General features: G+C 66.6%; 17 protein-coding genes and 1 riboswitch. Of the genes, 7 read left to right on the forward strand and 10 right to left on the reverse strand.

Going from position 1 to position 26,729, the window contains the following annotated elements; genetic code table 11:
* The first annotated feature begins 1 nt into the window (after position 1).
* A complete protein-coding gene (locus ACTJI4_RS03155; RefSeq protein WP_440868486.1) occupies positions 2-3,184 on the forward strand; it encodes an efflux RND transporter permease subunit in 3,183 nt (1,060 codons plus the stop codon).
* Between the two features lie 443 nt (positions 3,185-3,627).
* Here ACTJI4_RS03155 and leuB read toward each other — a convergent pair whose 3' ends face one another.
* The 9 genes from leuB to ilvC all read right to left on the reverse strand — a co-directional run bounded on the left by leuB (position 3,628) and on the right by ilvC (position 13,267).
* Positions 3,628-4,689, reverse strand: coding sequence for a 3-isopropylmalate dehydrogenase (leuB, locus tag ACTJI4_RS03160; protein WP_440868487.1), 1,062 nt, complete (start codon positions 4,687-4,689; stop codon positions 3,628-3,630).
* On the reverse strand, positions 4,679-5,257 hold the full coding sequence (gene leuD / locus ACTJI4_RS03165) for a 3-isopropylmalate dehydratase small subunit (protein ID WP_440868488.1): 579 nt from the start codon (positions 5,255-5,257) through the stop codon (positions 4,679-4,681). The genes leuB and leuD overlap by 11 nt, the downstream gene beginning before the upstream one ends.
* Positions 5,257-6,678 (reverse strand): 3-isopropylmalate dehydratase large subunit, encoded by a 1,422-nt coding sequence (gene leuC, locus ACTJI4_RS03170; RefSeq protein WP_440868489.1) that lies wholly within the window; start codon positions 6,676-6,678, stop codon positions 5,257-5,259. The genes leuD and leuC overlap by 1 nt, the downstream gene beginning before the upstream one ends.
* 48 nt (positions 6,679-6,726) lie before the next feature.
* Positions 6,727-7,509 (reverse strand): class I SAM-dependent methyltransferase, encoded by a 783-nt coding sequence (locus tag ACTJI4_RS03175; RefSeq protein WP_392918020.1) that lies wholly within the window; start codon positions 7,507-7,509, stop codon positions 6,727-6,729.
* Positions 7,510-7,520: 11 nt separating this feature from the next.
* A complete protein-coding gene (locus ACTJI4_RS03180) occupies positions 7,521-9,074 on the reverse strand; it encodes a 2-isopropylmalate synthase (protein WP_392918017.1) in 1,554 nt (517 codons plus the stop codon).
* A complete protein-coding gene (locus ACTJI4_RS03185) occupies positions 9,071-10,168 on the reverse strand; it encodes a threonine dehydratase (protein ID WP_392918014.1) in 1,098 nt (365 codons plus the stop codon). Before ACTJI4_RS03185 ends, ACTJI4_RS03180 begins: the two co-directional genes overlap by 4 nt.
* A 105-nt stretch (positions 10,169-10,273) precedes the next feature.
* On the reverse strand, positions 10,274-10,534 hold the full coding sequence (locus ACTJI4_RS03190; protein ID WP_392918011.1) for an ACT domain-containing protein: 261 nt from the start codon (positions 10,532-10,534) through the stop codon (positions 10,274-10,276).
* Positions 10,518-12,254: an acetolactate synthase 2 catalytic subunit gene (gene ilvG / locus ACTJI4_RS03195; RefSeq protein ID WP_440868490.1), complete on the reverse strand. Its 1,737-nt coding sequence runs from the start codon at positions 12,252-12,254 to the stop codon at positions 10,518-10,520. Before ilvG ends, ACTJI4_RS03190 begins: the two co-directional genes overlap by 17 nt.
* Before the next feature lie 38 nt (positions 12,255-12,292).
* A complete protein-coding gene (gene ilvC, locus ACTJI4_RS03200; RefSeq protein WP_093533610.1) occupies positions 12,293-13,267 on the reverse strand; it encodes a ketol-acid reductoisomerase in 975 nt (324 codons plus the stop codon).
* Between the two features lie 495 nt (positions 13,268-13,762).
* Between ilvC and ggt the strand changes: the two genes are divergently transcribed.
* Positions 13,763-15,481: a gamma-glutamyltransferase gene (gene ggt / locus ACTJI4_RS03205; protein WP_440868491.1), complete on the forward strand. Its 1,719-nt coding sequence runs from the start codon at positions 13,763-13,765 to the stop codon at positions 15,479-15,481.
* Between the two features lie 148 nt (positions 15,482-15,629).
* Here the strand turns inward: ggt and ACTJI4_RS03210 are convergent, their stop codons facing one another.
* Complete coding sequence (locus ACTJI4_RS03210; RefSeq protein WP_440868492.1) at positions 15,630-17,201, reverse strand: BCCT family transporter; 1,572 nt, start codon at positions 17,199-17,201, stop codon at positions 15,630-15,632.
* A gap of 68 nt (positions 17,202-17,269) precedes the next feature.
* A riboswitch (TPP riboswitch) is annotated at positions 17,270-17,371 on the forward strand.
* A 113-nt stretch (positions 17,372-17,484) separates the two neighbouring features.
* Here ACTJI4_RS03210 and thiC point away from each other — a divergent pair.
* The 5 genes from thiC (at position 17,485) to ACTJI4_RS03235 (ending at position 26,550) form a co-directional block, all read left to right on the forward strand.
* Complete coding sequence (gene thiC / locus ACTJI4_RS03215; RefSeq protein WP_440868493.1) at positions 17,485-19,254, forward strand: phosphomethylpyrimidine synthase ThiC; 1,770 nt, start codon at positions 17,485-17,487, stop codon at positions 19,252-19,254.
* A 114-nt stretch (positions 19,255-19,368) separates the two neighbouring features.
* Positions 19,369-20,046, forward strand: coding sequence for an ion channel (locus ACTJI4_RS03220; protein WP_392917994.1), 678 nt, complete (start codon positions 19,369-19,371; stop codon positions 20,044-20,046).
* A gap of 272 nt (positions 20,047-20,318) precedes the next feature.
* Positions 20,319-22,634 carry a winged helix-turn-helix domain-containing protein gene (locus ACTJI4_RS03225; protein WP_440868494.1) on the forward strand — a complete coding sequence of 772 codons (2,316 nt, stop codon included), beginning with the start codon at positions 20,319-20,321 and terminating at the stop codon, positions 22,632-22,634.
* Between the two features lie 122 nt (positions 22,635-22,756).
* Complete coding sequence (locus tag ACTJI4_RS03230; RefSeq protein ID WP_440868495.1) at positions 22,757-23,638, forward strand: helix-turn-helix transcriptional regulator; 882 nt, start codon at positions 22,757-22,759, stop codon at positions 23,636-23,638.
* Positions 23,639-23,706: 68 nt separating this feature from the next.
* Positions 23,707-26,550 carry a TonB-dependent receptor gene (locus ACTJI4_RS03235; protein ID WP_392917985.1) on the forward strand — a complete coding sequence of 948 codons (2,844 nt, stop codon included), beginning with the start codon at positions 23,707-23,709 and terminating at the stop codon, positions 26,548-26,550.
* Positions 26,551-26,729: the final 179 nt, after the last annotated feature.

Genomic DNA, 26,729 nt, shown 5'->3' on the forward strand with positions numbered 1-26,729 from the left:
CGTGCGCCGCTTCAATCTTTCCGAATGGGCGCTGGGCAACCGCGCGCTGGTGCTGTTTGCGATGCTGGCCTTCGCGATCATCGGCGCGTGGTCGTACAAGCACCTGGGCCAGTCCGAGGATCCGCCGTTCACCTTCAAAGTGATGGTGGTGCGCACGATGTGGCCGGGAGCCACTGCCGAGCAGGTCTCGCGCCAGGTCACCGAGCCGATCGAGAAGGCACTGCTCAATACCGGGCAGTACGAGTTCATCCGTTCGTACTCGCGCCCGGGGGAATCGCAGGTGATCTTCGTGGCCCGCGACAGCCTGCGTTCCAAGGCCATTCCGGACCTGTGGTACCAGGTGCGCAAGCGCGTGGGCGACATCAAGCCGACCCTGCCGCGCGAGATCGTCGGCCCGTTCTTCAACGATGAATTCGGCGATACCTTCGGCAACATCTACGCGCTGACCGGGCAGGGCTTCGATTACGCGGTGATGCGCGACTACGCTGACCGCATCCAGCTGGAACTGCAGCGGGTGCCGGACGTGGGCAAGATCGAGCTGGAAGGCCTGCAGGACGAAAAGGTGTGGATCGAGTTGTCCAACACCAAGCTGGCCACCCTGGGCGTGTCGCTGCAGCAGGTACAGCAGGCGCTGGCCGACCAGAACGCGATCGCGGCCACGAGTTTCTTCGAAACCCCCACCGACCGCGTGCAGCTGCGCGTGACCGGTCAGTTCCAGAGCGTGGACGACATCCGCCGTTTCCCGATCCAGGCCGGCGACCGCACGGTGCACCTGGGCGACATCGCCGAGGTCAAGCGTGGCTTTGCCGACCCGGCGTCGCCGAAAATGCGCTTCATGGGCGAGGACGCCATCGGCATCGCGGTGGCGATGAAGGACGGCGGCGACATCCTCAAGCTGGGGTCCACCCTGGATGCCGAATTCGAGCGTCTGCAGAAGACGCTGCCAGCCGGCATGCAGCTGCGCAAGGTCTCCGACCAGCCGCACGCAGTGGAAGAATCGGTCGGCGAGTTCGTGCAGGTGCTGACCGAAGCGGTGGTGATCGTGCTGCTGGTCAGCTTCTTCTCGCTGGGCCTGCGTACTGGTCTGGTGGTGGGGGTGACCATTCCGCTGGTGCTGGCGATGACGTTCTTCGTCATGCACTACTTCGACATCGGCCTGCACAAGATCTCGCTGGGCGCGCTGGTGCTGGCGCTGGGCCTGCTGGTGGACGATGCGATCATCGCGGTGGAGATGATGGCCACCAAGATGGAGCAGGGCTACGACCGCCTGCGCGCGGCCAGCTTCGCGTGGGAGAGCACGGCGTTCCCGATGCTGACCGGTACGCTGATCACCGCTGCCGGCTTCCTGCCGATTGCCACCGCTGCGTCCAGCACCGGTGAATACACCCGTTCGCTGTTCCAGGTGGTGACCATCGCGCTGGTGGTGTCGTGGATCGCGGCGGTGCTGTTCATTCCGTACCTGGGCGACAAGATGCTGCCGGACCTGTTCAACCCGCAGCCGCCCAAGCCGGACAGCCTTGCGGGGCGCTGGCGCGCCCGGCGCCTGCAGTGGGCCGACCGCCACCCGGCGTTTACGCGCTGGATCGCCCCGAAGGAACTGGCGCATGACCACGATCCGTACCAGCGGCCGTTCTACACGCGCTTCCGCCGCTTCCTGGATACATGCCTGCGCCACCGCTGGTGGGTGATCGCGGCCACGGCGGCGCTGTTCGTGTTCTCGCTGTTGATCTTCCGCTTCGTGCCGCAGCAGTTCTTCCCGGATTCGACCCGCCCGGAGCTGATGGTGGACATCGAACTGGCCGAAGGTGCATCGCTGCAGGCCACCCAGGCCCAGGCGGGCAAGCTGGAGAAGCTGCTGAAGGGGCGCGACGGCATCAGCAATTACGTGGCCTACGTGGGCACCGGTTCGCCGCGCTTCTACCTGCCGCTGGACCAGCAGCTGCCGGCGACCAATTTCTCGCAGTTCGTGGTGCTCACCGAAAACGCCGAGGCACGTGAAGCCACCCGCGACTGGTTGCTGAAGGAGGTCATTCCTCAGTTCCCGGACGTGCAGATGCGCGTGACCCGGCTCGAGAACGGGCCGCCGGTGGGCTACCCGGTGCAGATGCGCATTTCCGGCGAGCACATCGAGCAGGTGCAGGCGATCGCGCGCAAGGTGGAAGCGAAGGTGCGCGAAAACCCACATGTGATGAACGTGAACCTGGACTGGAGCGAGCCGAGCAAGGTGGTGCGGCTGGTGATCGACCAGGACCGTGCGCGTGCGCTGGGCGTCAGCAGTGCACAGGTGAGCCAGCTGCTGGGTACGTCGCTGTCGGGCATGAGCGTGAGCACCTACCGTGAGGGCAACCGCCTGATCGAGATGCTGCTGCGCGGGCCGGACAACGAGCGCGTGCGCCTGGACATGCTGGGCAGCCTGGCCATTCCCACGGCGAGCGGCACGTCGGTCACGCTGTCGCAGGTGGCGCGGCTGGAGTACGTATTCGAGGACGGCATCATCTGGCACCGCAATCGACTTCCGACGGTGACGGTGCGCGCGGATATCGGGGATGGCAGCCAGGCACTGGATGTGGTGCAGCAGATCCTGCCGACGCTGGAAGGCATCCGTGCCGAGCTGCCGTCCGGTTACCTGCTGGAGACCGGTGGCACGGTGGAGGACTCGGCCCGCGGGCAGAACTCGATCAAGGCCGGCATGCCGCTGTTCCTGATCGTGGTGGCCACGCTGCTGATGCTGCAGCTGCGCAGTTTCTCACGCGCGGCGATGGTGCTGGTGACCGCGCCGCTGGGCATCATCGGGGCCACGTTGTTCCTGCTGCTGTTCCGCGCCCCGTTCGGGTTCGTGGCGCTGCTGGGCACCATCGCGCTGGCGGGCATGATCATGCGCAACTCGGTGATCCTGATCGACCAGATCCAGCAGGACATCGACGCCGGCCATGACCGCTGGCACGCGATCATCGACGCCACGGTGCGCCGCTTCCGCCCGATCGTGCTGACCGCGCTCGCCGCGGTGCTGGCGATGATTCCGCTGTCGCGCAGTGCGTTCTACGGCTCGATGGCGATTTCGATCATGGGCGGATTGATTGTCGGCACCGTGCTGACGCTGGTGTTCCTGCCGGCGTTGTACGCGGCGTGGTTCCGGGTGAAGCCGGATGAAGCAGGTGAAGCGGGTAAAGCGTCGGCGCCTTGATTGTTACGTGGCGGGGCGGCCGACGGTCAGCCCCCTACGGGACACGCCGTAAACCCATCCCTGGGGGCTTGGCAAAAACATCCATGTTTTTGACAGTCCCTACGGGGGCTGCCCGCCGGCCGCCCCAGACAGACGGTCGTGGGCGGAGACAATGATCAAAAGCCGGAGCAGCCACGCAGGGCGTGGCTCTACGGTAGGGTCGGTTCCCAAACGACTGCCGTGAACGAATCAACGCACGGTAACGCATGCAAATGATCGAGCCTGCGCTTGATCTCCCATGGCCCCTAAGCAACCGTCAATGGGTCGGCGGGGGTGGGGGTACGGGGGCTTTGCGAAACACGGATGTTTCGCAAGAGCCCCCAAGGATGGGTTCACGGCGCCCCCCGTACCCCCGCCACCGCCGGCCCATCACTCGTAAACGATCAAACGACGGTCTTTAAACGTCAGCCCAACCGCGCCAGCACAGCGTCGGTTGCCTGCGTAGTCGAAACAGCCTGGCCCTTCGAAGCCAGATCCGCAGTAAACACCTCATCATCCAACGCCGCATGCACCGCGGCTTCAACGGCAGCCGCTTCAGCTTCCAACCCCAGCGAATGGCGCAGCAGCATCGCGGCGCTGAAGATCGTGGCGTACGGATTGGCAATGCCTTTGCCGGCGATATCCGGCGCCGACCCGTGGATCGGCTCGTAGATGCCGACCGCACCAGGCTCACCCAACGACGCCGACGGCAGCAGGCCGAGCGAACCGGCCAGCATCGAGGCCTCATCGGTGAGGATGTCGCCGAACATGTTCTCGGTCACGATCACGTCGTACTCGCGCGGCTTGGCCAGCAGGTGCATGGCCATCGAATCCACCAGCTGGTGCTCCAGCGCGATCTCCGGGAATTCCTCGAGGCCGATCCGCGCCGCCACGTCACGCCACAGGCGCGAAGTTTCCAGCACATTGGCCTTGTCTACTGAAGTGACCTTGCCACGGCGCTGCCGCGCCAGCCGGAACGCACTTCGCATCACCCGCTCGATCTCGCCCACGCTGTAGCTGCACAGGTCGCTTGCGGTATCGGCTGTGCGCGTCTTTTCGCCGAAGTAGATGCCGCCGGTGAGTTCGCGCACCACCACGAAGTCCACGCCCTCCAGCAACTCCGCCTTGATCGGCGACGCGCCCAGCGCGGCAGGGTGGGTGCGCACCGGGCGCAGGTTCGCGTACAGCCCCAGTGCTTTGCGGATTGCCAGCAGGCCCTGTTCCGGGCGCACCTTCGCGTTCGGGTCGGACCACTTCGGGCCGCCCACCGCGCCCAGCAGGATCGCATCGGCCTGGCGGCAGGCATCGAGCGTGGCCGCCGGCAGCGGCTCGCCGTGGCGGTCGATGGCGATACCGCCGATATCGTGTTCGCTGAAACCGAAGGTGTGGCCGAAACGTTCGGCCACCGCGCCCAGTACCGCAACCGCGGCCGCAGCGACTTCCGGACCGATGCCGTCACCGGGCAATACGACAATCTCAGCGTGCATGTTCACTCTCGTAACGTTCAATGTCAGGGGTACGACCCAACAGATACCCCAACTGGTCCACGCCTTCCAGCAGGCAGGTCTGCGAGAAGCCGTCGAGCGGGAAGGAATACACGCGGCCATCGGGCGTGCGCAGCTCGCGCGCGGCGATGTCCACGGTCAACGCGTCGTCCGGGCGCTGCATCAGCGTCTGCACGTCGGCTTCGTCGAGCACGATCGGCAGCAGGCCGTTCTTCAGTGCGTTGCCGCGGAAGATGTCGGCGATCTCACTGCTGACGATCGCGCGCAGGCCCAGGTCGGCCAATGCCCATGGCGCGTGTTCGCGCGAGGAACCACAGCCGAAGTTTCGCCCGGCCAGCAGGATGCTGCGGCCGGCGTTGTGCGGCTGGTTGAAGGCGAAGCCCGGGTTCGGGCTGCCATCGGCCTGCCAGCGCCAGTCGTTGAACGCGTGCCTGCCAAGCCCGGCGCGCTCGGTGGTGGAGAGGAACCGAGCCGGAATGATCTGGTCGGTGTCGATGTTGGTCTCGCGCAGCACCACGCTGCACGAGGTCAGGGTACGGAAGCCGCTCATCAGGCCACCTCCTGGCTGGCATACAGTTCACGCGGGTCGGCTACGCGGCCGTTCACCGCCGCCCACGCGGCGGTCATCGGCGAGGCCAGCAGCGTGCGCGAGCCCGGACCCTGGCGGCCTTCGAAGTTGCGGTTGCTGGTGCTCACCGCCAGCTGCCCGGGCGCCACCAGGTCGCCGTTCATGGCGATGCACATCGAGCAGCCCGGTTCGCGCCATTCGGCGCCAGCGCCGCGCACGATGGCGTCGATGCCTTCGGCTTCGGCCTGGCGCTTGACGATCTCCGAGCCCGGGACCACCAGCATGCGCACGCCCGAGGCGACGCGCCGGCCCTGCAGCACCTGCGCCACTTCGCGCATGTCGCTCAGGCGGCCGTTGGTGCATGAACCGACGAACACCACGTCCACCGGGGTGCCAGCCAGGGTCTGCCCGGCCTGGAAGTGCATGTAGTCCAGGCCTTTCTGGTCGGCCGCATCGTTGGCCGCCGGGATCGGTGCGTCCACTGCGATGGCCGTGCCCGGGTGGGTGCCCCAGGTCAGGGTGGGGCGGATGTCGGCGGCGTCGATATGCACTTCCACGTCAAAGCGCGCGCCGGCATCGCTGCGCAGCTGCGACCATTGCGCCATGGCCACGTCGAACGCCGCGCCCTTGGGGCCGCGCGGGGTGTTGGCCACCCAGTCGAACGTGACCTGGTCCGGCGCGACCATGCCGGCGCGTGCGCCGGCCTCGATGGACATGTTGCACAGGGTCATGCGCTGCTCCATGTCCATCGCGGTGATCGCGCTGCCACGGAATTCCAGCACATGGCCGGTGCCGCCGTTGACCCCGATCACGCCGATGATGTGCAACACCACGTCCTTGGCGCCCACGCCCGGCGCCAGCGCGCCATCGACGGTGATCGCCATGGTTTTCGCCTTGCGCTGCAGCAGGCACTGGGTGGCCAGCACGTGGCCCACTTCGCTGGTGCCAATCCCGAACGCCAGCGCGCCGAACGCACCGTGGGTGGAGGTGTGGCTGTCGCCGCACACGATGGTCATGCCCGGCTGGGTGAAGCCCTGCTCGGGTGCGATCACGTGCACGATGCCACGGTTGGCCGACTGCAGGTCGAACAGCTCGATGCCATGCTCGGCGCAGTTGCGCGCCAGCATGGCAACCTGGGCTTCCGAGGCGGCGCTGGCATACGGCAGCTTGCCGTCGGCGCCGGCCGGCAGGGTTGGGGTGGAGTGATCCATGGTGGCCTTGGTCCGGTCCGGGCGGCGCGGCGACAGGCCGCGCTCGCGCAGTTCGGTGAAGGCCTGCGGCGAGGTCACCTCATGGATCAGGTGCAGGTCGATGTACAGCACGGCGGGCGCGCTGTCCGATTCGGGCACGACCACGTGGGCGTCCCACAATTTGTCGTACAGGGTGCGGGGAGCTGGGGTCATGGAATGGCCTTGCTGTGGTTCATGTGACGATAGGACGGTTCGGGTCGGTCAGGAAGTGCGCAGCCGCGCCTCGAAGCGCAGCCGCACATAATCGGCGGTCCATTGGCCATGCGCATCGCGCTGGGTCGGGGCCAGCAGCGCCACGGTGTCGTCGAGCACGCGCTGGCGCTGGCCGGCATCCAGGCCGACGAGGAACGGCGAGGCGAAGGTGCGCAGCCAGCCCTGCATGCCGGTGGGCAGCACGGTCGGGCGCGCCAGGCATTCGATATGGCGCACCTGGAAGCCGTGCGCGCGCAGGCGGTCGGCATACTCGTCTTCATTGGGGAAGTACCACGGGAACGCCGGCACCGCATGGCCGTTGCTGCACAGGGCGGCCTGCAGTGCGCTGGTGATGGTGGCCACGTTGCCCTGGCCGCCCATCTCGGCGACGAAGCGGCCACCGGGGCGCAGCGCACGGCGCACGCCGTCGATCACCTCGTCCGGTTCGCGCATCCAGTGCAGCGCGGCGTTGCTGAACACCGCATCGAAGCGGCGCTCGAAGGTCATCGCATGAGCGTCCATCAGCTGCGCATCGATGCCGCGGGCGCGCGCGGCGCCGATCAGCTCGGGCGAGCTGTCCACGCCGGTCACCTGTGCACCGCTCAGTGCCAGGTCGAAGCTCAGTACGCCATCGCCGCAGCCCAGGTCGAGGATCCGCTCGCCGCGCTGCGGGTCGAGCAGGCGCGCCACCGCACCGCCGAGCAGCGGCACGAAGCCGGCATCGATGGCGTAGTCGTGCGCGTTCCAGTGCTGGGAAGCGTCGGTGGTGTAAGGACTGTCGAAGGCACTCATGCGTGGGTTCCTCAGGCGGCGGCGGTGGCGGCAGGGTGTTCGGCACTGGCCTGGCGCTGGCGCAGCAGGCGGTTGGCCACGTCCAGCCAGGCCAGGGCGGAGGCTTCGATGATGTCGCGGCTGGTGCCGGTGCCTTCGTACTCCACGCCGTCGTGGCGCACGCTCAGGTTGGCCTCCCCGCGCGCGTCGGCGCCGATGCCCACGCTGTGCACGTGGTAGCTGTCCAGCATCAGCTGCACGCCGGTGGCGGCGGCCAGCGCGCCAAACAGCGCGTCCACCGGGCCATCGCCCTGCGCGGTTTCGGCCACGCGGTTGCCGTCCGGGTCCGACAGTTCGACCAGCGCGTTGGCGCGGCTGCCCACGTCGCTGATGGTCATCGAGGCCAGCCGGTAGCCGTTCTGGGTGGAGCTGCCCTGCATCAATACCTGCAGGTCGGCATCGGTCACCACGCGCTGCTGCTCGCACAGGGTCTTGAACTGCTCGAACACCAGCTTCAGCTCTTCCTCCTCCAGCCAGAAGCCCAAAGCACGCAGGCGCGCTTCCACCGCGGCACGGCCGCTGTGGCGGCCCAGCACCATCTGCGAATTCTCCCAGCCCACGTCTTCCGGGCGCATGATTTCGTAGGTGCCGCGGTGGCGCAGCATGCCGTGCTGGTGGATGCCCGATTCGTGCGCGAAGGCATTGGCGCCCACGATCGCCTTGTTGCGCTGCACCGGCATGCCGACCAGACGCTGCAGCAGCTGCGAGGTGGACACGATGCGCGGCGTGTTGATGCGGGTGTCTTCTTCGTAGAAGGCGTTGCGCACCTTCAACACCATGGCCAGCTCTTCCAGCGAACAGTTGCCGGCGCGCTCGCCGATGCCGTTGATGGTGCACTCCACCTGGCGGGCGCCGCCTTCGATGGCCGCCAGCGAGTTGGCCACGGCCAGGCCCAGGTCGTTGTGGCAGTGCGTGCTGAAGATGATGCGGTCACTGTCGGGCACCCCGGCGATGACGCGCTGGAACATGCCGCGGATCTCTTCGGGGGTGGTGAAGCCCACCGTGTCGGGCAGGTTGATGGTGGTGGCGCCGGCGGCGACGGCCACTCGGGCCACTTCGACCAGGAAGTCTTCCTCGGTGCGGGTGGCATCTTCGGCCGAGAACTCCACATCGTCGATATAGCTGCGCGCCAGGCTCACGTGCTTGTGCACCGACTCCAGTACCTGCTCGCGGCTCATGCGCAGCTTGTGCTCGCGGTGCAGCGGGCTGGTGGACAGGAACACGTGCAGGCGCGCATTGGCAGCTGCGTCCAGGGCTTTGGCCGAGGTTTCGATGTCGGCCGCCAGGCAGCGCGACAGCACCGCCAGGGTCGGGCGGCGCACTTCGCGGCCGATCATCGCCATCGCATCGCGGTCGGACTGCGAGCTGGCCGGGAAGCCGGTTTCGATGACGTCCACGCCCAGCTCGTCGAGCGCGCGTGCCATCACCAGCTTCTGCTGCGGGCTCATGCTGCAGCCGGGCGATTGCTCGCCGTCACGCAGGGTGGTGTCGAAAATTCGAATTCGGGGGGAGTTGGGCGTGGTCACCAGGAGGTCTCCTCGACGGCAAGGTCGGATGGCAAGGCAGGGGAAGGAAGGACGATGGAATGCGGGGGTGGCGCGAGCACGGTCGGTAGCGGTGGCCGTGTGCGCTCGCTGGCGCGGCGGCGCGGTTTGCGCGGCGGGCGTGGGCGGATGTCGGACAGCAGCTGGGCCAGCACCATCGCGTCGATGTTGCCGCCGGAGACCACCGCGCACTTGCGCTTGCCGGCCACGCGGCGACCGGCGGCCAGCGCCAGCGCGCCGGCGCCTTCGGCGATGATGTGTTCTTCCAGCGCCAGCCGGACCAGGGTTTCGCGCAGTTCGGCTTCGCGCACGATCACCACGTCGTCCAGCAGCGCACTGCACAGGCGGCGGGTCAGGGTGCCGGGGATCTTCACTTTCACGCCGTCGGCCAGGGTGGCCACCGGTGCGATCTCGCGCGTGTCGCCGCGGATCGCGCGGGCCATCGAATCCACGCCTTCGACCTGCGCGCCGACAATGCGCACGCCCTGCGACTTCAGCGCCAGTGCCACGCCGGACGCCAGCCCGCCACCGCCGATCGGCACGATCACCACGTCCGGCGCATGCGCGGCCAGTTCGATGCCCAAGGTGCCCTGGCCGGCGATCACGTCCGGATCGTCGAAGGCGGACAGGAACCGGTAGCCGTGCTGGTCGGCCAGGGCGCGCGCGAAGGCGTACGCCTCGTCATAACTGTTGCCGTGCTGGCGCACGGTGGCGCCCCAGTGGGCGACGCCGGCAATCTTGGTCGCCGGGGCGCCATGCGGCATCACCGTGATGGCCGGGATATCCAGCCGGTAGGCCGACCACGCCACGCCCTGGGCGTGGTTGCCGGCCGAGGCGCAGATCACCGGACGGTCGTCGCCGCGCTCGCGCCCGGCCAGCAGCGCGTTCAATGCGCCGCGCACCTTGTACGAGCCGGTGCGCTGCAGGTTTTCCAGCTTCAGCCAGGTGCCGAACCGCTCCGCGTAATGCAGCGGCGTGGGTGGCAGGAACCGGCGCAGCCGCGCCTGCGCGGCCAGCACGTCGGCGACGCTTACATCGCCTACCTCCGATTCCTGCGGGGCACGGCTAGCCGGCATGGCGGCTCCGCAGCTCGCATGCGGGATGATGGACACGGTCGTGCGTGGGCGGCGGGCCTTGAAGAAGACCCCTCCGTACCGGCACCGGAACCACGGCGCGGGCGTTCATGCAGTGACTCCGGACCCTGGCTCCAGCGCGCTGATCCGCACCGAAACACAGTCATAGATCTTCTCGATCTGGCGGCACAGCGTCTCCGGCGGACGGGTGCTGTCCACCACCAGTTGCAGGTGCCAGCGGCCGTCGTCGGCCGCATTGGGCGCACCCACGATCGCGCGCGGCGCGAAGCCGCGGCGTTCGGCCATGCCGATCACGCGCAGCAGCGCGCCTTCGGCGGGAACCAGCACCAGGTCAAGCCGGTATTGCATGGGGGAACTCCTGGGGCTGATGGGCAGGGTTGCTTTCCAGCATCGTGCTGTTGGCGTTGTTGGGCGGCACCAGCGGCCAGACGTTGGCGCGCGCATCGATGGCCACGTGCAGCAGCGCCGGGCCGGGTTCGGCCAGCAGCGCGGCCAGGCCACCTTCGACGTCGTCGCGGTTCTCGATGCGGGTGGCGGGAATGCCGAACACCTTGGCCAGTGCGGCGAAGTCCGGGTTGTCGGACAGGTCGATCTCGCTGTAGCGCTCGGCGAAGAACAGTTCCTGCCACTGGCGGACCATGCCCAGCGAGCTGTTGTCCAGCAGCACGATCTTCACCGGCAGACGGCAGCGGGCGATGGTGGCCAGCTCCTGCACGTTCATCATGAAGCTGCCGTCACCGGAGACCAGCACCACGGTGCGGTCGGGGCAGGCGAACTGCGCGCCCATCGCGGCCGGCAGCCCGAAGCCCATGGTGCCCAGCGCACCGCTGGTCAGGTGGTTGCGCGGGTGGTTGAACCGACAATGCTGCGCCACCCACATCTGGTGCTGGCCGACATCGCAGGCAATGATCGCGTCGGCCGGCGCCACTTCGCTCAGGCGCTTCAGCAGCGCCGGGGCGTAGATGTGCGCGCCCGGTGCGTCGTAGCGCGCGGCAAAACGCTCACGGTGCCCTGCGCAGCGCCTGCGCCACGCCTCCTGCGATGCGGCGGCGCGCGGCAGGGCCGCGGTCAGGGCACGCAGCGCGGTGCCGACATTGCCTGGTACCGCCACATCGGCGGTACGCAGCTTGGAGATCTCGTACGCGTCGGCGTCGATATGGATGACCCGGGCGAACGGGGCGAACTCATTCAACTTGCCAGTGGCGCGGTCGTCGAAGCGCGCGCCGACCACCACCAGCAGGTCGCTCTCCTGCACCGCCATGTTGGCCGCGCGGGTGCCGTGCATGCCCAGCATGCCCAGGTAATGCGGGTGCTGCGCCGGCAGCCCGCCCAGGCCGCGCAGGGTCAGCACGGTGGGAATGGCGGTGGCATCGACGAAGGCGCGGAAATCTTCCACCGCATCGCCCAACGCCACGCCACCACCGGCGTAGATCACCGGCTTTTCAGCGGCCTGGATCGCGACGATGGCCTCGGCCAGCGCCGCGTCGGCCGGGGCCACCGGCGGGTTGACCGTTTCCGGCACGTGCGAGGACAGGTGGCTGGCGTCGGCGATCTGTACATCCTTGGGCAGGTCGATCAGCACCGGGCCGGGGCGGCCTTCGCGCGCAATGCGGAACGCCTCACGGACGATCCGCGGCAGGTCGTCGACCGAGCGCACCAGCCAGCTGTGCTTGACGATCGGCAGGGTCAGCCCGAACACGTCCAGTTCCTGGAACGCGTCGGTGCCCAGCAGCGGGGTGGCGACCTGGCCGGTGATGCAGACCATCGGCACCGAGTCCAGCATGGCATCGGCGATGCCGGTGACCAGGTTGGAGGCGCCCGGGCCGGAGGTGGCCACGCAGACGCCCACGCGGCCGCTGGCGCGGGCATAGCCGTTGGCGGCCAGCGCCGCGCCCTGTTCGTGGCGCACCAGGATGTGCTTCAGCCCGGAATCCACCAGGGCGTCGTAGAAGGGCATGATGGTGCCGCCCGGATAGCCGAACAGCGTATCGACGCCCTCGGCTTCCAGGGCCTGCGTCAACCAGCGTGCGCCGTTGCGGGGCGCGGTGCTGTGTGCGGAGGTGTTCATGCGGTGACCTTTGCGAAAGCGGTGGGGGAGCCGCGCGGTTACGCGGCTTGACTTTGCAACCAGACCATCTTGGCGCGCAGTTCCTTGCCTACCTTCTCGATCGGGTGTTCCAGGTCGGCCTGCTTGAACTTGTTGTAGTTCGGCAGGCCCGCTTCGTATTCGGCCACCCAGTTCTTGGTGAAGGTGCCGTCCTGGATGTCGGCCAGCACCGCCTTCATGCGCTCCTTTGTGCCGGCGTCGATCACCCGCGGGCCGCTCACGTAATCGCCGTACTGCGCGGTTTCGGAGATGAATTCCAGCATGCGGGTGATGCCGCCTTCGTAGAACAGGTCCACGATCAGCTTCAGTTCGTGCAGGACTTCGTAGTAGGCGATTTCCGGCTGGTAGCCGGCTTCCACCAGCGTTTCAAAACCGGCCTGGACCAGCGCCGAGGCGCCGCCACACAACACGGCCTGTTCGCCGAACAGGTCGGTTTCGGTTTCTTCCTTGAAGGTGGTCTGGATCAGGTTGGCGCGTGCGCCGCCCAGGCCGGCGGCATAGGCCAGCGCGTACTCGGCGGCCTTGCCGCTGCGGTCCTGGTAGACCGCCCAGATGCACGGCACGCCACGGCCGATTTCGTATTCGCGGCGGACCAGCGCGCCCGGGCCCTTCGGTGCAACCAGCACCACGTCCAGGTCATCGCGCGGGGCGATCATGTTGAAGTGCACGTTCAGGCCGTGGGCGAACAGCAGCACCGCGCCCTGTTTCATGTTCGGCGCCAGCACGTCTTCGTAAAGCTTCTTCTGCACCATGTCCGGGGTCAGCACCGCGACCAGGTCCGCATCCTTCACCGCCTCGGCCGGCGCCTTGACGGTGAAGCCGTCGGCCTGTGCCTTGACCTCGGTAGGGCCGCCCGGACGCAGGCCGATGACCACGTCGAAACCGGATTCGCGCAGGTTCAGTGCGTGGGCGCGGCCCTGGCTGCCGTAGCCGACAACGGCGATCTTGATCTGGGGCAGGTCGTTGGTGCTCATGGGGGAGGTCCTTTGGAGGAAGAAATCGGAGGGTTCTGAAACGAAAAAACCCGCACCAGGGCGGGTGCGGGTTTTGATGGATACCTGGCAGTTCTACTTACACGCCGGTCCGTCCCGCACCTGTTGGCTGGGTAATAAGTACGAGGACGAGAAGCGAACGGATCGTGGCCGCGCCGGGACCGGCGTGCTCGATGGATTCGCGAATGGGCGTGTGGCGCTGCAACATGTGATCGAGAAAACCACAGCGGTTTTGCCGCTGTCAACCGTGTTCCGACAATTTCCAACGGTTTCCGCTGCATCCAGCGCAAAGCCCTGCTCTGTAAGGATGGTTGCGCCTGAAAGCGTTCCGGTGAACACCCGTTCAAGTATTGAAGCCCGGTTTCTGCGCGGATCAGGCTGTCGCGGACGGCTCTGTGCATGACCATTGTCGGATGTGCGCAGCCGGCCCCAACCGCCACCATCGAGCGCTTGCCACCCCTCCAGGAAACCCACGCCGTGACCCGACCCCTGACCCGTGCCGTTCTGGCCGCAGCGCTGCTGTGCGCCCTGCCGCCGCTGTCTTCCGCTGCAGACCGGGTGACCGGTCGCGACTTTGCCACGCGCTCGGAAGTGATCGCTCCCCATGCGATGGCAGCCACCTCGCAGCCGCTGGCCACCCAGATCGCGCTCGATGTGATGAAGGGCGGCGGCTCGGCGGTGGATGCCGCGATCGCCGCCAACGCGGCGCTGGGACTGATGGAGCCCACCGGTAATGGGGTGGGCGGGGATCTGTTCGCGATCGTGTGGGATCCGAAAACGAAGAAGCTGTACGGCTACAACGGCTCGGGCCGGTCGCCGAAGTCGTTGACGCTGGCCGAGTTCCAGCGCCGCGGGCTGAAAGAGATTCCGGCCACGGGGCCGCTGCCGGTGTCGGTGCCGGGCGCCGTCGACGGCTGGTTCGCGCTGCACGACCGCTTCGGCCGCAAGCCGATGGCCGACAACCTGGCGCCGGCGATCCGTTACGCCCGCGAGGGCCACCCGGTGGCGGAGGTGATCGCCTACTACTGGGACCGTTCGGTGCCGAAGCTGTCGCAGTACCCGGGCTTCAAGGAGCAGTTCACGATCAACGGGCACGCGCCGCGCAAGGGTGAGCTGTGGAAGAACCCGAACCTGGCCAACACGCTGGAACAGATCGCACAGGGCGGCCGTGACGCGTTCTACAAGGGCGACATCGCACGCATGATCGGCACCTACTTCAAGGCCAATGGCGGTTACCTGAGCTACGACGACATGGCCAGCCACCACGGCGAGTGGGTGGAGCCGGTGAGCAGCAACTACCGCGGGTATGACGTGTGGGAGCTACCGCCGAACAGCCAGGGCATCGCAGCGCTGCAGATCCTGAACGTGCTGGAGGGGTACGACTTCTCGAAGATTCCGTTCGGCTCGCCGGAGCATGTGCACCTGTTCGTGGAAGCCAAGAAGCTGGCCTTCGCGGACCGTGCGCGCTTCTACACCGATCCGGCGTTCCAGCCGGCGCCGGTGGCCAGGCTGGTCTCGAAGGAATACGCGGCCGAGCGGCGCAAGCTGATTTCCCTGGACAAGGCGCTGCGCGAGGTGCAGCCGGGCACGCCAAAGCAGCTGGAAGAAGGCGACACGATCTACATGACGGTGGCCGATGCGGACGGGATGATGGTGTCGCTGATCCAGTCCAACTACCGCGGCATGGGCAGCGGCATGGCGCCGCCGGGGCTGGGCTTCATCCTGCAGGATCGCGGTGAGATGTTCGTGCTGCGCAAGGACCACCCCAATGGGTATGCGCCGGGCAAGCGGCCGTTCCATACCATCATTCCAGGCTTCGTGACCAAGGACGGCAAGCCGTGGATGAGCTTTGGCGTGATGGGCGGTGCGATGCAGCCGCAGGGCCACGCGCAGATCGTGATGAACCTGGTGGACTTCGGTATGAACCTGCAGGAAGCCGGCGATGCGCCGCGCATCCAGCATGAAGGGTCGACCGAGCCGACCGGGCAGGCCACGGCAATGAGTGACGGCGGTGAGGTGAACCTGGAAACCGGCTATCCGTATGAAACGGTGCGCGCACTGATGCGCAAAGGCCACCGCGTGACGTTCGCCGACGGTCCGTACGGTGGGTACCAGGCGATCATGCGCGATCCGGAAACCGGCGTGTATTACGGGGCATCCGAAAGCCGTAAGGATGGCCAAGCGGCGGGGTACTAAAGAGTTTCGTAGAGCCGGGCTCTGCCCGGCTGCTTCATGCATCCAGGCGAACGGCCACTGGTTCAATCATGGCCTGAGCTGGGCTTACCCTCGACGGCGTGTTGGTGGCCACGGGAAGATCGACGGCGGCTTCGATCATTTTCATGCGTTAACCATCCGCTCGCGACGCCTCATCGCGCGTCTCTTCCTGCGCGGCGATCTCGCGCTCGATCCAGGCATCCATCATCCGCCGCGCGCGCAACGCGCGGCGGCGCTGCAGGGCGTACTCCATGTCGAGCACGCGGTACAGCGACCACATGACCGCCAGCATCAGCAGTGCAAAGGGCAGGGCGGCGATGGTGATCATGCCCTGCAGCGCATCCAGGCCGCCGGCCAGCAACAGCACGGCGGCGATCAGCGCGATCGCCACGCCCCAGGTGATCCGTCGCGACAGCGGCGGATCGCCGGCTTCGTCGGTGGACATGCTGGCCAGTACCAGCACGGCGGAGTCTGCCGAAGTAACGAAGAAGATCATCAATAGCAGCAGTGCGATCACCGAAAGCACGGTGGGCATCGGCAGGCTGTCGAACATGGTGAACAACACGGTTTCGTAGCCGTTGCCCAGCGCCTGCACCAGGTCTACATGGCCGAATATCTGCGACCACAGCGCCGTGCCGCCGAACACCGAGAACCACAGGAAGCCCAGCACGCTCGGTGCGATCACCACGCCGAGCACGAATTCGCGGATGCTGCGGCCGCGCGAGACCCGGGCAATGAAGGAACCGACGAACGGCGCCCATGCGATCCACCACGCCCAGTAGAAGATGGTCCAGTCGGCCACCCAGGTACTGCCCGAGAACGGCGACATGCGCAGGCTCATGGTCACCAGCTGGTTGAGGTAAGAGCCGATGGTGGTGGTGAAGGTATCGAAAATGAAGGCAGTCGGACCCAGTACCAGCACCAGCGCCAGCAGCACCGCCGCCAGCCCCAGGTTGAAGTTGGACAGCCACTTGATGCCGCGATGCACGCCGCTGGCAGTGGAGGCCATGTACAGCACGAAGGCTACCGCGATGATGGTCAGCTGCAGCGGCGCGCCGGCGTGGAGTCCGAACACGCGCTCAAGCCCGGCGGCGATCTGGATGGTGCCAAAGCCGAGCGTGGTGGCCACGCCGATCGCGGTGGCGACCACCGCCGCCACGTTCACCACGGTGCCGATCCAGCCCCGATGGTGCGTGCCGATCAGCGGCTGCAGCAGGTCGCTGATCAGTCCACGGCCGTTGCGGTTGAACTGGAACCAGGCCATCGCCAGCCCGATCAGCGCGTAGATCGCCCACGGATGCAGGCCCCAGTGGAAGAATGCATAGCGCATCGAGGCGCGCGCCGCGTCCATGCTCTGTGGTGGCAGGCCTTCGGGTGGCGTGACGAAGTGCGAAACCGGTTCTGCCGCGCCCCAGAACACCAGGCCGATCCCCATGCCGGCGGCGAACAGCATCGACATCCAGCTGGCGTTGGAAAAATCCGGTTCGGCGTCTTCGCCGCCGATCCGCAGCGAACCCAGCCGCCCGAAGGCGAGGTAGAGCAGGAACGAAAGGGTGATGAACACCACCAGCAGGTACAGCCAGCCGGCACTGCGGATGATGTGCACCAGCCCGCCGCGCACGAGCTCGTTGAACGGGTCGGGTGCCACGCCAGCGGCCAGCACCAGCAGCACCACCAGGGCGATGGAGAGTCGAAATACCATGCGCGCCAGTCTAGCCAAGGCGGCATGACATGGCTGTTCACACCTCCGGCGCAGGTGTGGTCTAATCCGCCCCGAAGCGGGGGTACCGCGGCCATGTGGCCACGGTTGAGACAGTCCCTTCGAACCTGATCCGGTTGATACCGGCGTAGGGAAGCTTCGCAACAGCCGATGCACCGCGCCGCCCAGCCCCCGCCTGGAAACCGCGCGCCGTGCGCCTGCCGTGCGCCGCCGCTTCGTCCCTCGCCGTGCGAACCCTCGCACCGACAACCCAGGACGATGCCCGATGAACGCACACCCTTCCGCCCTGCAGCAACAGGCCCAGCAGCTGTCTGAATCGGTCACCCGACCCATTCCCGGCTCACGCAAGATCTACGTGCCCGGCTCGCGCAGCGACCTGCGGGTGCCGATGCGCGAGATCGCGCTGAGTGGCGGCAACGCCCCGCTGACCGTGTACGACACCTCCGGCCCGTATACCGATCCTGATGCCCGCATCGACCTGTCCACCGGCCTGCCGGCGTTGCGCGCGGGCTGGGTCGCCGAGCGCGGCGACACCGAGCTGCTGGGCCGGCCCAGCTCGGCGTTCGGGCGGTCGCGCGCAACCGATGCGCGGCTGGACGCGGTGCGCTTTTCGTCGCGGCTGCAACCGCGCCGCGCCGTGGCCGGCGCCAACGTCACCCAGATGCACTACGCCCGGCGCGGCATCATCACTCCGGAAATGGAGTTCGTGGCGATCCGCGAAAACCAGCGCATCGAGGCGATCCGCGACCAGGCGCTGCTGGTGCAGCACCCCGGGCAGTCGTTCGGTGCCTCCATCCCCGCCTCGATCACCCCGGCGTTCGTGCGCGAGGAAATCGCGCGCGGGCGGGCGGTGCTGCCCAACAACATCAACCACCCCGAAAGCGAGCCCATGATCATCGGCCGCAACTTCCTGACCAAGATCAATGCCAACATCGGCAACAGCGCGGTGTCGTCCGGCATCGCCGAGGAAGTGGAAAAGCTGGTGTGGGCGATCCGCTGGGGCGGTGACACGGTCATGGACCTGTCCACCGGCAAGCACATCCATGAAACCCGCGAATGGATCCTGCGCAACTCGCCGGTGGCGATCGGTACGGTGCCGATCTACCAGGCGTTGGAGAAGGTCGATGGCCGCGCCGAGGACCTGAGCTGGGAGATCTTCCGCGACACCCTCATCGAGCAGGCCGAGCAGGGCGTGGACTACTTCACCGTCCATGCCGGCGTGCTGCTGCGCCACGTGCCGCTCACCGCCAATCGGGTCACCGGCATCGTCTCGCGCGGCGGCTCGATCATGGCCAAGTGGTGCCTGGCCCATCAGCGCGAGAACTTCCTCTACACGCACTTCGAGGACATCTGCGAGATCATGAAGGCCTACGACGTGACCTTCTCGCTGGGCGACGGCCTGCGCCCCGGCTGCATTGCCGATGCCAACGATGCGGCGCAGTTCGGCGAGCTGGAAGCGCTGGGCGAGCTGACGAAGATTGCCTGGAAGCACGATGTGCAGACCATGATCGAAGGCCCCGGCCATGTGCCGATGCAGCTGATCAAGGAGAACATGGACAAGCAGCTGCGCGAATGCGGCGAGGCGCCGTTCTACACGCTGGGGCCGCTCACCACCGACATCGCGCCGGGCTACGACCACATCACCAGTGCGATCGGCGCGGCGATGATCGGCTGGTACGGCACCGCCATGCTCTGCTACGTCACCCCCAAGGAGCACCTGGGCCTGCCCAACCGGCAGGACGTGCGCGACGGCATCATGGCCTACCGCATCGCGGCCCACGCCGCCGACCTGGCCAAGGGCCATCCGGGTGCTCAGGTGCGCGACAACGCGCTGAGCAAGGCGCGCTTCGAGTTCCGCTGGGAAGACCAGTTCCACCTGGGCCTGGATCCGGACAAGGCGCGCGGGTTCCATGACGAAACCCTGCCCAAGGACGCCCACAAGGACGCCCATTTCTGCTCGATGTGTGGCCCGCACTTCTGTTCGATGAAGATCACCCAGGACGTGCGCGACTACGCAGCGGGCCAAGCGGGGTAGGTCACGACCGTTGGTCGTGACCCGCCAGGACGGGCGGCCAAGGCGGACCGTCATGCCGCCTCGGCGCGGCAGCCGCTAAGCTTCGGGAACCGACACAGGGGCAGGAACACCACGATGGCCATAGCGCGCACCACCCGATGGCTGGCCATCGCCCGCCGACACCCCTCGGCCTGGTTGCTGGGGGTGCAGCTGCTGGGGGTGCTGCTGTACCCCGCCATGGACGAGTCCGGCGCCGGTCGCGCGCTGTTCGGCGCCTTTGGCATCGCGGTGCTCGGCCTGGCACTGTGGGTGGTGCGGCGCAGCCCGCTGGGAATGTGGGTGGCGCTGCTGCTGGCCATCCCCTCGGTGGTGTTCTCGCTCTCCGGGGCGCTGCTGGGGCGGCCGGCACTGGTCACCACCGCCCAGCTGCTGGAGTGCCTGCTCTATTTCTATACGGCCGGCAGCCTGATCGCCTACATGCTGCAGGACCACAAGGTGACCCGCGACGAGCTGTTCGCCGCGGGCGCCACCTTCACGCTGCTCGCGTGGGCGTTCGCGTTCGCCTTCGCGGTCTGCCAACAGTTTTTCCCGGGCAGTTTCGTGGCCACCAGCGAAAGCGACCTGCGCACGTGGATGGAGCTGCTTTATCTGAGCTTCAGTTTGTTGTCCGGAGTGGGGCTGAGCGACGTGGTGCCGGTGCACCCGCAGGCACGCGCGCTGGTGATGCTCGAACAGTTCGCGGGCGTGATGTACGTAGCGTTGGTGGTGTCGCGACTGGTCGGCCTGACCATGATCCGCAACGCGCGAAACTGAATCGCTGATAAAAAAATACTGAATCGCAGATAAAAAATTCGCGCCATGAGGCGCGAATGTTGAAGCGATTTATGTGGATTCGTCGGCGAGAGAGGCCTGATGTCCTCTGCGCGCACAGGCGCAGTTAACCGGCATAGGCTAGTATTCGCGCGCTTCAGTGTTTTTGCCCTTTGCGCTGATGCCTTGTGCGGAATCTGGCGGTTCGTTCGATCTGTGGTTGATTCGATGAATGCTGCGTTCCCGTTGTTCAGTTGTCTGTACGTAGCGCCGGAATGATCAGCCTGGAAAGTGAGACACCCGCTGCCGACCGCCTCCGGATCGGCGACTGCACCATTACGCTGTCATCGCGTGAAGTGGTGGTGGACGGCGCGCGTCGTCCGCGGCGTCTCACGCCCAAGGCGCTGGGTGTCCTCAAGGTGCTCATGCGCGCTCCCGGTGCGGTCGTCACCCGCGATGAGCTGTTCGCCGAGGTCTGGCCGGACACGCTGCCGACCAATGACGTGCTGACCCAGGCGGTGACCCAGCTGCGCAAGGCGTTCTCGCGCGACGACGACGCGGGCACGGCATATATCGAAACGATCGCCAAGACCGGCTATCGACTGCTGCAGCCGGTAACGGCGCTGGTCGAACCGACCGCCGATGCACTCGATGCCGGGCTGGCACCCACTGAAGATGAGCGCAACGCGCTGGCCGCCACCTTCGCCGCCGCCCAGGCCGTGCCGCGCCCGCGCAGCCGCTGGCGCCGCGCGCGCCGCTATGTGCTGCTTGCCATTGGCCTGGCCATGGTCGTCGCACTGCTGGTGCTCACGGCGCTGCTGCTGCAGCGGCCCTCGCCCAACCCCACCGCCAGCGGGGTACTGGAAGATGGCAGCCGCGTGGTCGGCAGCCCGCAGCGCCCGTATCGCCTGATCACCGCCACCGCCGGGTTCGAGACCTACCCGACCGTATCCCCGGACGGCTCGCAGGTCGCCTATGAAGCGGACGACGCAGCCGGCGGCGGCAGCGCGGTCAAGGTGCAGACCTCGGGCAATGCGCCCGCGCGGCTGCTGACCGAGACTCCGGCCGGCTATTCCGACCGCTTCCCGAACTGGTCGCCGAACGGCCGCGATATCGCGTTCGCGCGCTTCGGACCGGAGGCCAGCTGCGAGGTGTTGATCGCCAGCGCCACCGGCGGCGCGATCCGCCATGTGACCCGCTGCGACGGCACCGAGCTGCTCAGCTTCGACTGGACGCCTGACGGCCGCGGGCTGGTATTCGGGTCGCTGTCGGGGCGCCACGCCCATCGCGGCATCCGCGTACTGGACATCGCCAGCGGGGCCTGGACCCCGGTCAACTACCAGGTCGCCGACGACAGCTTCGACTACGCCCCGCGCTTCTCCCCCGATGGGCGCTGGATCGTGTTCGTGCGCAATCCGCAGATCGGCGACCTGTGGCGGCTGCCGGCAGCGGGCGGCCAGCCCGAGCAGCTCACCAGCGACTCTGCCGAGATACGTGGGTGGGCCTGGCGTGGCGACAGCCGCCACATCGTGTTCGGCCGCCGCGTGGACAGCGAGGCCCGGCTGTACGAACTGGATACCGAAACGCGCACTCTGCGGGATGTCGGCCTGGACGACGCGCAGTCGCCGGCGCTGTCGCGCCACAACAACATGCTGGCCTTCGTGCACCGCAAGGCGCAGTTCGGCCTGTTCCGCGTGCCGGTGAAGGACGGGCGTCCAGGTACCCCTGAGCGGCTGTTCCCGTCCAACGGACGCGATGCCCAGCCGATGCTGGCGCCCGATGGCCGGCAACTGGTGTTCACCTCGGATCGTTCCGGCAATTACGGGCTGTGGTGGGCGGACCTGACCCGGCCCGAGTCGTTGCGACCGGTCGAAGGCCTGCGCCCGGAAACCCGGCAGGCCGCCGATTGGTCGCCGGACAGCACCCACTTGCTGGTGTCTGGCCGCGATGCCCAGGCACGGCCGTTGATTTACGAGGTTTCCCCACGCGACGAACAGGTCGTGGCGCTTCCGGTGCCGGTGGCACAACCACTGCAGGCGCTGTATGCGGGCGACAATGATCACCTGCTGGTCGTCGAGCGCGACCATGATGAGCACATGCGGCTGTCGCTGTTTGACCGGCGCAGTACGCCGTGGAAACTGCTCGGCCACGTGGACGGGGTCTCGCAGGCACGGCTCGATCCGGGCAACCAGCGCGTCCTGTTCACCCGCCTGGCGGCAGGCGGGCTGTGGTCGGCCGATCTTCGCCTGGATCCGTCCAGCATCCGGCAGGTCAGCGAAGACCGGCCCTCGCGCTGGCGCTACCGAACCTGGGCCGTGGCCCGCGATGGCAGTCTGGATTACCTCTCCAACCGTGCCGATTGTTCAACGGTGTTTACCCGCATCAGCGCCCCCTCGGCCGGTGTCGAGTACTGCCTGGATGCGCAACGGCTCAGCGCCGGCAACGGCTTCAGCGCGCAGCCCGACGGCAGTGCGCTGTACCTGGCCCTGGCCGTCGCCGATGGCGCCGATATTGGCGTGATGACCCTGTCCGAACCCGCACGCCCGGTGTTCTCGCTGGTTCCCAACGTATTGTTCTGGAAGGGAAAGTAGTCGTCGTACTTTTTTCGTGATGGCGTCGTGGCGAATTCGGATCAATCTCGTCGAAACGTCCTGACGCACACCGCCTGATTTGGCAAAACGGGAGCCCTGTAACGGCAAACCCGGTGTACGTCATGCGTCAGCTTTCCCTCGCCGATCGCGGTCAATCGCTCTCCCTGGACAAGATCGTCGACGACGGTCCACTGCCGACCTGCCTGGGCGTGGCCCGGCTGGGCAGCCTGCAGACGGCCGGCACCACCTTCACCGTATGGATGCAGCTGCGTGGCAGCGCGTGGGTCGAATCCAAGGAAGGCCGCTTCCGCCTCCGCCAGCGCGAGTGGATCGCGTTCGAAAAGGAATCCAAGCCGATGATCCAGGCCGGCCGCGATGGCTTGTGCATCGGCTTGAGCCTGGCGCCTGAAGCGCTGCGCGCGTTGGGCGAACTGGCCGACTGCAGCCTGTACGCCGGTCGCGGCAGCATGAGCCGCAGTGAAGTGCGGGTCGCGCTGCGCCTGTGGCGCGATGCACTGGCCAGCGGCCAGCCCGCGCAGGCACTGCGCCCGGTGTTGCTGCACCTGGCCTCGATGCAGCGTGGCATGGCTGTCGGCGTGCAGCGCTGCCCGGGCCGTTCGCGCATCCGCAAGCGCCAGGTGTTCGGCCGCATGCAGCGTGCGCGCCTGTATCTGGAAGGCAACAGCCACCGGGTCGTGCGGATCGGCGAACTGGCCGAGCTGACCAACTTCTCCAGCTGGTACCTGTCCAAGACATTCCAGAGCCTGTATGAAGAAAGCCCGCAGTCGCTGTCGGCACGCCTGCGCCTGGAGCGCGCAGCGGATCTGCTGCGCGATACCGACATGATGATCGGTGAAGTTGCGGCCGCCAGCGGCTTCGACAACTGCTGCAGCTTCGCGCGCGCATTCCGCGCCCGTTATGGCCAGTCGGCGTCGGGCTATCGGCAGACTGGCGGATCGCTTTCGCCAAACTCGGCAAAGAGTCCGGTGGCATCGCGCAAATAATTAACGGTAACGCAATCGTAACTTTCCGAGGCGGTTTAACACGCTACTAACGTACCTTGGAGAGATTGATGAATTTTCGTACTCCCGCAGTGCGGCTGGGTCTTCTGCCGGCCGGCATTGCGCTGGCGCTCGTGCCGAGCTTCGCTTCGGCACAGGAAGCAGCCTCCGGCACCACTGACCTGGATCGCATCTCGGTCACCGGCTCGCGTATTCGCGGCGCCAACATGGAGACCCAGCAGCCGATCCTGACGATGACCCGCGAAGCCCTGGAAAAGCAGGGTTTCTCGAACGTCGCCGACGTGCTGAACAACCTGACCTCGGCCGGTTCGCCGGCCATCTCGCGTTCGGACTCGCTGTCCTCGGGCGAGAACGTGGGCGGCTACTACGTCGACATCCGTAACTTGGGCGCCCAGCGCACCCTGGTGCTGATGAACGGCAAGCGTCTTGGCGCCACCACCGGCGGCTACCAGGATCTGAGCCAGATTCCGATGTCGGCCGTTGAGCGCATTGAAGTCCTGAAGGACGGCGCCTCCTCGATCTACGGTTCCGACGCCATCGCTGGCGTGGTCAACGTGATTACCCGCAAGAACTTCGACGGCGGTGAAGTCAACGTCTACTTCGGTCAGTACGACCAGGGCGACGGCGAGAACCAGCAGTACTCGATGACCCTGGGTGCAACTGGCGAGCGCGGCAGCCTGACCCTGTCGGCCGAATACTCCAAGCAGGATCCGGTGTGGGCCAAGGACCGTTGGTACAGCCGTGATGGCAGCCGTGGTCCGAACTCCGTGGCCGCCGATGGCAGTCCGATCAGCCAGTACGGCAGCTGGTGCAACCCGCTGCAGGTCAACTGCGCCGATTCCAAGACCGCCGTGTGGCAGACCCTGAATCAGGGTGGCAACCCGAACAATCCGAACGACTACCACACGCTGACCGCCGAGGAGTACGCCAACTCCAACGAGCAGATGAGCCTGCTGACCGGTATCGAGCGCAAGTCGCTGTACGTCAACGGCACCTACGACTTCACCGACGCCATCAGCCTGAACACCGATGTGCTCTACAACGAGCGCAACACGTTCCAGCAGATTGCCGGCTACCCGTACCAGTCGTCGTCGTTCGGCACCCCGCTGACTGCTGAAAGCGCCTTCAACCCGGTCGGCCAGGACGTCAGCTTCCGTCGCCGCCTGTGGGAAGTGCCGCGTACCACCGACAGCCAGCTGAAGACCCTGCGCTTCGCCCCGACCGTCAGCGGCTACTTCGAGCTGGCTGGCAAGTCCTTCGATTGGGACGTCGGCGCGCTGTGGAACCGCAATGAGTCGATCAAGACCCAGCGCGGCGACATGAGCCTGATCGCTTCCGAACAGGCCCTGGGTGCGTCCTTCATCAATGCGCAGGGCGTGGCACAGTGTGGTACCGCTGCCAACCCGATCGCACTGGGCGACTGCCGTCCGTGGAACCCGCTGCTCCCGTACGGCGTTGCAGGCCAGGGTTCGCTGGCGGATCCGGAGCTGCAGGACTTCCTGTTCCCGACCTACACCACCCGTGGTGTGACCAAGACCACCAGCTTCACCGCCAACCTGTCCGGTTCCATCGTGACCCTGCCGGCCGGCGACCTCGGCTTCGCCGTGGGCGTGGAGCACCGCAAGGAAGAAGGCAGCTACGTGCCGGATGCCTTTGCACAGTCGGGCATGTCCACCGGTCTGGGCCAGAAGCCGACCCAGGGTGAGTACGATCTGAACGAGGTCTACCTCGAACTGAACGTGCCGATCCTGGCCGACATGGCGTTCGCCAAGGAACTGACCCTGAACGTTGCCAGCCGTTATTCGGACTACAGCAACTTCGGTGGCACCACCAACAGCAAGTTCGGCCTGACCTGGCGTCCGATCGACGAGCTGCTGGTCCGCGGCACCTATGCCGAGGGCTTCCGCGCTCCGACCATCAGCGACCTGTACGGTGGCCTGAGCTCGAGCTTCGAGCGTTACACCGATCCGTGCGCCGTTGGCGTGTCGGGCAGCGTGGCCGGCAATGCCGCCTGCCTTGCCGGTGGCGCTCCGGCCAACTACGTGCAGTTGGGCCAGGGCAACGTCCCGTGCTCGACCACGCCGTGCCAGTCGGGCGACCAGTTCATCTCGGGTGCGAACCCGAACCTGTCGCCGGAAACCTCCAAGAGCAAGACCGTCGGTCTGGTCTGGAGCCCGCGTTGGGTGCAGGGCCTGGATGTCTCGCTGGATTGGTACCGCTACGAAATCAGCAACATGATCATCGACGACTCCGTCGATCGCATTCTGCGTGATTGCTACGTGCTGGGCGATTCCAGCCGTTGCAGCAGCGTGACCCGTGCGGCCGATGGCCACATCAGCGCGATCACCTATGGCACCGCCAACCTCGGCAAGATGGACACCGAAGGTTACGACCTGGGCATCAAGTACCGCCTGCCGGAACTGGCCATCGGTCAGTTCAACATTGACTGGCAGACCAGCTACCTGACCAAGTACGACGAAGCCGCACAGAACGCCGCTGGCGACAACATCATGATCGGCAAGGTGGGTCAGGATGCACTGTTCCGCGTGCGCTCGAACCTGGGCGTCAACTGGTCGCTGGGCAGCTTCGGTGTGAACTACACCGCGCGCTACTACTCGGGCCTCAACGAAGCCTGCATCGCGATCGGCTGCACCGATCCGGACCGCATCGCTTACGGCGAGACGGCTCCGCTGCGCAAGACCGGCTCCAACACTTTCCACGACCTGCAGGTCAGCTGGAAGGCGCCGTGGGATGCCACCATCGCCTTGGGCGCGAACAACGTGTTCGACCACAAGGGTCCGCTGATGTACTCGCAGCAGAACTCGAGCTTCGCCTACTACGGCGGTTTCGATATCGGCCGCTTCCTGTACATGAAGTACACCCAGAAGTTCTGATCCATCGAACCACTGGTGCAATTGCAATAAGAGAGAGGGCGGCCCGCAAGGGCCGCCCTTTCTTTTTGATCACGACCAACGGTCGTGATCTACCGATGACACGAGCAACGGTCGTGATCTACCGCTGACCCACGACCATTGGCGATGGCGCCGCGCAAAAAAAATGGCGCGCCACACGG

The sequence above is a fragment of the Stenotrophomonas sp. 22385 genome (genome assembly GCF_052045085.1).
Classification (GTDB): Bacteria; Pseudomonadota; Gammaproteobacteria; order Xanthomonadales; family Xanthomonadaceae; genus Stenotrophomonas.